Genomic DNA, 6,445 nt, shown 5'->3' with positions numbered 1-6,445 from the left:
CTTCTCCTTCCATCCCCTCTCCGCCCTCAGGTTCCTGGGGCTCTATGCGGTATAACGGTCAAGTCTGATCCGTCCCTAATTGATTTGCCCAAGGATTACCCCAGGTGTACACCGCTCCGTCCACATCCAGCGCAGCTGCAACAGTCTCAGCTATGACGCTGATTGCTTGCACCCTAGCAGGAAGCTTAACTTGTGTAGGAATTAACCTATCCTCAAAATCGCCTGTACCTAACATTCCCCACCGCCCCCAACCCCAAGCCCAAACAGAACCATCTCTTTTCAACGCATAACTCGTCTGCGTAGCTGCAGCAATTTTCACCACATCTGTCAATCCCCTAACCTGGGTAGGTACAAGGGGATTCGCTGTCGGACCTACTTGTCCTCTGTCATTCTGACCCCACGCCCACACTGTCCCATCTTTCCTAAGGGCAAGGGAATGTCCATGCCCTGCTACAACCGCAACCACATCCGTAAGACCCTGAACTCTCACAGGCTTCAATTCCACTTCTGATTTTTTACCGATACCCAGCTCACCATCCTGGTTCCGTCCCCAAGCCCACACGGTCCCATCTTTGGCAACATAGAGGGCATGCCAAGGTCCCAAGCTGATCCGCCCCTCCCAGGCTTCCCAGGTGTTGCCCGAAGGCCGGGAAAGCGGCGCCGAAGCAGCGCTGGCCGTGCTCTGCTTGGCCTGTCCGCTTGGCTCCGCCTGGGCAGGGGCCGCCCCGGCCACGGGAAGGCCACGAAACTCCAGCCCGCCCAACTGCATCAAGGGGAACACCCCAACCTCCTGAGGTACCCCCGGGAATACCAAGCGCCCGTTGGCCCGGCCCCCAGCGGGCAGGGAAAAGGTTGTCTTGGTGCCGTCGGTGGTACCTCCCTCCACCACCAGGTACCCAGGGTAGCTAAAACCATCCGGCGCCACCGCCCGCACAGAGCTATGGAGCACCACCACGCTTTGGTTGGTCTGGGCTTGGCTTTCAAAGGTGACGGCGCACACCACCTGCCCGTTTGCATCCCGCGTGCATCCCGGCACCTTGACCTTGGCGTTGATGGTGCTGGCCACCACCTCCACCCTGGGACCCTCGGGCTTGGGCAAGCTCACCTGCTGACCCAGCACCCCGGCCAACCCTAAGGCCACGGCCACCGCTACAATCCAACGCTTTTTCATAGCTCTTCTCCCTTCCGGGAGAAGTCTAAACGCGCTTGATGAGCGTTTTATGAGCCTTCCTTGAGGCGGGCGTTAACCCTTGGCGGAAAGCCAGTCCTCCCCGATGCCCACCTCCACCTCCAGGGGCACGGCCAGGGGCCAGACCTCTTCCATCACCTCCTTGGCCAGGGCGGCCACGGCCTCCGCCCGGTCCTTAGGCGCCTCGAGGACCAGCTCGTCGTGCACCTGCAAAAGCATTCTGGCTCCCAGCTCCCCAAGCCTGGGAAAGAGCCGCACCATGGCCAGCTTCATCAGGTCGGCGGCGGTGCCCTGCACCGGCATGTTGAAGGCCATGCGCTCGGCGGCCTCCCGCACGCTCTTCACCCGGGAAGCCAGGTCCGGCACGTAGCGCCTGCGGCCGAAGAGGGTTTCCACATAACCCCGCTCCCGCCCCTCCTTTAGGGTTCTCTCAATCCAGGCCCGCACCTTGGGGTAGCTCTGGAAGTAGCGCTCGATGAAGGCCACCGCCTCCTCGTAGGGGATGGCAAGCTCCGAGGAAAGCCGGTGGGCGGACATGCCGTAGAGGACCCCGAAGTTGATGGTCTTGGCCGCCCGGCGCATGAGGGGGTCCACGGCTTCCGGGGGCACGGAAAACATCCAGCTTGCGGTCTGGGTGTGGATGTCCTGCCCTTCCTGGAAGACCCGGATGAGGTTCTCGTCCCCGGAGAGGTGGGCCAGGACCCGGAGCTCGATTTGGCTATAGTCCAAGGCCACCAGGACCCAGCCCTCCTCGGCCACGAAGGCCCGGCGGATTCGCTGGCCCAAGGGGGTGCGCACGGGGATGTTTTGCAGGTTGGGGTCGGAGCTACTAAGCCTCCCCGTGGCCGTGGCCGTCTGGTTGAAGCGGGTGTGGAGCCGGCCCGTCTTGGGGTGGACCAGGGCGGGCAGAGGGTCGATGTAGGTGCCCTTGAGCTTGGAAAGCTCCCGGTACTGCAGGATGCGGTCCACGATGGGGTGGACCTCCCGCAGGGCCTCCAACACCGCAGCGCTGGTGGAGCGCTTGCCCGTCTTCTCCGTCTTGCCGATGGCGGGAAGCCCCAGCTCGTCAAAGAGCACCCGCTCCAGCTGGTCGCGGGAGTTCAGGTTGAAAGGGTGCCCTGCCAGGCGGAAGACCTCCTCCTCGAGGCGCTTCATCTCCGCCTCCACCTCGAGGGAAAGGGCCTTCAAGTAGGCCACGTCCAGGCGCACCCCGGTGGCCTCCATCCGGGCCAGCACCCGGGAGAGGGGCCGTTCCACCTCCTCGTAGAGCCAAAGAAGCCGCTCCTCCCCTTTAAGCCGCTCCAGGAGGACGGCGTAAAGCCTTTCGGAAAGCAACGCCCTTTCCCCCGCCTCCTCGGTCCACTCCCCCCCGTAGCGCCGGGCCACCCCCTCGGGGGCGGTGTTAGAAGGGTCCAGGAGGTAGGCGAGGAGCATGGGGTCGTCCCCCGGGAGGAGGTCCAGCCCCTCCCGCTGGGCCAAGACGGCAAGGTCCTTGGCCAGAAGCCCCCGCACCTCCTTGAGGTCCCTTAGGCCCGCCAAGGGGTCCCCCGCCCGGAAGACCCGGCTCCCCTGGGCCCCCGCCAGGGCCAGGAGGTCGGCCCACATGGGCTCGGGACGGGAGAGGACAAAGCCCACGAAGGCCCCTTCTGGGGGCGGCCAAGGGGCCTCCTCGGCCGCCACCGGGCTTCCCAGGAGGCCGAACTCGTGGAGGAGGCTTCCGAACTCCAGGCGCTCCAAAAAGGCCCGAAGCCCTTCCCGGTCGGGCTCCCGCTTCCGGGCGAAGTCCACCTCCAGGGAGAGATCCGTGCGCACCCGGGAAAGCTCCCGGGATAGCTGGAGGTCTTCCATGTGGCTGAGGATTTTCTCCCGAACGGAGGCGGGCTTTACCTCCTCCAGATGCTTCAGCAAGTTCTCCAGGCTTCCCCACTCCCGGATGAGCTTGGCCGCCGTCTTCTCCCCAATGCCCTTCACGCCGGGGATGTTGTCGGAAGGATCCCCGGCCAAGGCCCGGTAGTCCACCCACTGGGAAGGCTTAAGCCCATACTTCTCCCAAAGCCACTCCGGGGTGATCAGGTAACCCTCCGGGTGAAGGATGGAGATTCGGTCCGAAAGAAGCTGGTAGAGGTCCCGGTCCGCGGTGAGGATGCGCACCTCGTACCCTTCCCGCTCTGCCTTCTTGGCCAGGGTGGCCAGGACGTCGTCCGCCTCAAAGCCCGGTACCTCCAACCGGGTGAGGCCCAAAAGGTCCACCAGTTCCTTGATAAGGGCCAGCTGCCGGGGAAAGTCCTCCGGGGTGGGGGCCCGGCCCGCCTTGTACCCCTCGTAGGCCTCGTGGCGGAAGGAAGGGGCCTTGGCGTCAAAGACCACGATCACCGCATCCCCGTCCTCCTTCAGGGCCTTGAGGAGGCTCTTGGCGAAGCCGTATACCGCCTGCACGGGCTCACCGCGGCTGGTGGTGAGGCCCTTCAGGGCGAAGAAGGTGCGGTAGGCCAGGTGGTGGCCATCCACCAGAAGGAGGCGGCCTTTGGGTTCGAAGAGGGGCAGCATCGCCTCCATGGTAAGGGCTCACCCCTCCACCTGGGCCTGGCCCCGGGTCTGGTCCCCAAGGGCCCTAAGAAAAGCCTCCTTCTCCTCTTCTGGAAGACGTAGGGCGAAAGCCACCCCCTCGGGCAGGTAGGTTTCCTCCGCCGCAAGGCCGCGGGCGCGCAAGAGGCCGTGGACCCGGCCCACTTCGGCGAAGGGCACCCGGAAGCGCACCTCCACAAGGTCCACCAAGGGCACCTTGGGAGCCCGCCGCAACGCCTCCGCCGCCACCCCCCCGTAGGCCCGCACCAGGCCCCCGGCCCCCAGCTTCACCCCCCCGAAGTAGCGCACCACCAGGACCACCACCCGGTCCAGTCCCCCCGCCTCGATGGCGTGCAGGATGGGCTTGCCCGCGGTGCCCGTGGGTTCGCCGTCGTCGGAAAAGCGATAAAGAGAACCGATCTTGTAGGCGTAGCAGTTGTGGGTGGCCTCCGGCTCCCGCTGGGCCGCCAAAAAGGCCAAGGCTTCCTCCTCCGAGGCCACCGGGGCCGCCTTGGCGAGGAAGCGGCTTTTCTGAATGATCTCCTCGTGAACCACCGGGGCTGCCAGGGTGTAGGCCATTCACTCTCCCTCCAAGGCCTGGCGAGCCGCCTCCTCCATGCCCCTAGGGTCGGGGAGAAGGCCCGTCCAGATGCGGAAGGCCAAGGCCCCCTGCCAGGCCAGCATGGGAAGCCCGGTCTGCACCTTGAGCCCCCGCGCCTGGGCCTCCCGCAGGAACCGAGTCCAGAGGGGGCGGTAGACCAGGTCCACCGCTGCCCCCTCCGCCGGAAGGAACTCCGGGGGCAAAGGCGTGGCCCCTGGATCCTTCAACCCCACACTGGTGGCGTTCACCAGGAGCCGGGCCTCCTTCGCTCGCTCCAGGGACACGGCCTTCAGGCCAAACGCCTCCGCCAGGGCCTCCGCCCGAGCGGGGGTGCGGTTCCACACCCAGACCTCCAGCCCCGCCTCCTTCAGGGCCCAGGCCACCGCCCGGCCCGCTCCCCCCGCCCCCAGGACCAAGGCGGGGCCTTCCAGGGGGATGCCGCCTGCTTTGAGGGCCTCGAGGAACCCGGGGGCGTCGGTGTTGAAGCCGAAAAGCCTCCCCTCCACGGAAAGCACCGTGTTCACCGCCCCGATGGCCTGGGCTTTCGGGGAGATCCAATCCAAAAACGGCAGGGCCGCTTCCTTAAGGGGGATGGTCAGGTTCACGCCCCGGTACCCCTGGCGCACCTCCTCCAGGCGGTCCTTCAGGGCCTCGAGGGGGGTTTCCCAGGCCTCGTAGCTCCCCTTGAGGCCCAGGGAGCCCAGGGCGTACCGGTGCATAGCCGGGGAGAGGGAGTGGGCTATGGGGTGGCCCAACACCGCTAGGCGTAGCACGGACTTTAGGATAACCCCACCACACTCCCCCGCCAAAGCCCTATAGAATGAGGACGGTGAAAAGGCTCCTTGCCCTATGCTTCCTGCTCTCCCTGGCCCTGGGGAAAACCTACCTCGTCCCCATCCAGGGGGAGATCGACCCCGCCTTGGCCGTCTTTGTGGAGCAGGCCCTGACCCGCGCCGAACGGGAAGGGGCGAGCGGTGTGGTCTTCCTCATCGACACCCCAGGGGGCCGGGTGGACGCCGCCATCCGCATCTCCGACCGCATCCTGCAAACCCCCCTCCCCACCCTGGCCGTGGTGCAAAACGCCTTCTCTGCAGGGGCTTTGATCGCCCTTTCCTGCCGCCAGATCGCCATGCTGCCGGGCTCGGAAATCGGGGCCGCCCTGCCGGTGGTGGCCCTGCCCCTACAACAGCCCCAGGCGGCGGACCAGAAGATCATCTCCGCCCTTAAGGGCAAGTTCCGCGCCGTGGCGGAAGCCCGGGGCAGGCCGGTGGAGCTGGCCGAGGCCATGGTGGACCCCAACCTGGAAATCCCCGGCCTCTCCGCCAAGGGGGAGCCCCTTACCCTTTCCGCCGACAAGGCGGTGGAGCTGAAGGTGGCCGACTTCCGGGCGGCCAGCCTCCCCGAGGCCCTCCGGCAGGCCGGGTTCAGCCTGGAGACGGAAAGGCTGGAGCCCGGCCCCCGGGTGCAGGTGGCCCGCTTCCTCACCAGCTCCACCGTGGCGGGGCTTCTCCTGGCCCTTGGGCTTCTTCTTCTCCTTCTCGAGCTCTTCACCCCGGGCTTTGGGGTGATGGGGGCCTTGGGCCTGGCCTTTTTGGCCCTTTACTTTGCCGGGGGGTGGCTTGCCGGGCTTTCCGGGGCCTTCGAGCTCGTCCTCTTCTTCCTGGGGGTGGCCCTCCTCCTGGCCGAGGCCTTCCTCTTCCCTGGGTTTGGCATCGCTGGGGCCTTGGGCGTGGGATCCATATTGGCCTCCGTGTACTTCACCTTCGGGGAGAACGCCCTGATGGTCATCGCCATCGCGGTGATCGCCCTGGGCCTTGGCCTTTTCATGGTCTTTCGCTTCCTACCCAGGACCCGGCCAGCAAGGGCCTTGGTGCTGGAAAGCACCATCGCGGAACACGCCACCGGGGACGAGGTGGAGGTGGGCGCCATCGGCGTGGCCCTGACCGACCTGAGACCCGGGGGGGTGGCCCGCTTCGGCAACAAGCGCATCGATGTGGTGGCCAACCGGGGTTTCCTGCCCAAGGGCACCACCTTAAGGGTGGTGGAGGTCAGGGGACCCACGGTGGTGGTGGAAGCCTTGGAGGAATGAT

General features: G+C 66.1%; 5 protein-coding genes. 1 reads left to right on the top strand and 4 read right to left on the bottom strand.

The genetic code is table 11. The features are described 5' to 3' along the window. Window positions 1-58 precede the first annotated feature (58 nt). From L1088_RS10235 to aroE, 4 genes are all read right to left on the bottom strand, one after another. Complete coding sequence (locus L1088_RS10235; protein WP_234554929.1) at window positions 59-1,171, bottom strand: RCC1 domain-containing protein; 1,113 nt, start codon at window positions 1,169-1,171, stop codon at window positions 59-61. A 72-nt stretch (window positions 1,172-1,243) separates the two neighbouring features. Beyond that, the gene (gene polA, locus L1088_RS10230; RefSeq protein WP_234554928.1) at window positions 1,244-3,745 is read right to left on the bottom strand and encodes a DNA polymerase I; all 2,502 of its coding nucleotides are present in this window, start codon (window positions 3,743-3,745) and stop codon (window positions 1,244-1,246) included. Window positions 3,746-3,754: 9 nt separating this feature from the next. Beyond that, window positions 3,755-4,333, bottom strand: coding sequence for an IMPACT family protein (locus L1088_RS10225; protein ID WP_038042750.1), 579 nt, complete (start codon window positions 4,331-4,333; stop codon window positions 3,755-3,757). Continuing rightward, on the bottom strand, window positions 4,334-5,128 hold the full coding sequence (gene aroE / locus L1088_RS10220) for a shikimate dehydrogenase (RefSeq protein ID WP_234554927.1): 795 nt from the start codon (window positions 5,126-5,128) through the stop codon (window positions 4,334-4,336). 47 nt (window positions 5,129-5,175) lie between these two features. Here aroE and L1088_RS10215 point away from each other — a divergent pair, with 47 nt between their 5' ends. Continuing rightward, window positions 5,176-6,444 (top strand): NfeD family protein, encoded by a 1,269-nt coding sequence (locus L1088_RS10215; RefSeq protein ID WP_234554926.1) that lies wholly within the window; start codon window positions 5,176-5,178, stop codon window positions 6,442-6,444. Window position 6,445 lies beyond the last annotated feature (1 nt).

The sequence above is a fragment of the Thermus caliditerrae genome (assembly GCF_021462525.1).
GTDB classification, from domain to species: Bacteria; Deinococcota; Deinococci; order Deinococcales; family Thermaceae; genus Thermus; species Thermus caliditerrae.
The sequence above is the reverse complement of the archived record's forward strand: the minus strand, read 5'-3'. Positions and strand labels throughout refer to the sequence as shown.

Coding starts and splice junctions, on each gene's coding strand:
- L1088_RS10235 (WP_234554929.1), bottom strand. CDS start 1,171: ATGAAAAAGCGTTGGATTGTAGCGGTGGCCGTGGCCTTAGGGTTGGCC.
- polA (WP_234554928.1), bottom strand. CDS start 3,745: ATGGAGGCGATGCTGCCCCTCTTCGAACCCAAAGGCCGCCTCCTTCTG.
- L1088_RS10225 (WP_038042750.1), bottom strand. CDS start 4,333: ATGGCCTACACCCTGGCAGCCCCGGTGGTTCACGAGGAGATCATTCAG.
- L1088_RS10215 (WP_234554926.1), top strand. CDS start 5,176: ATGAGGACGGTGAAAAGGCTCCTTGCCCTATGCTTCCTGCTCTCCCTG.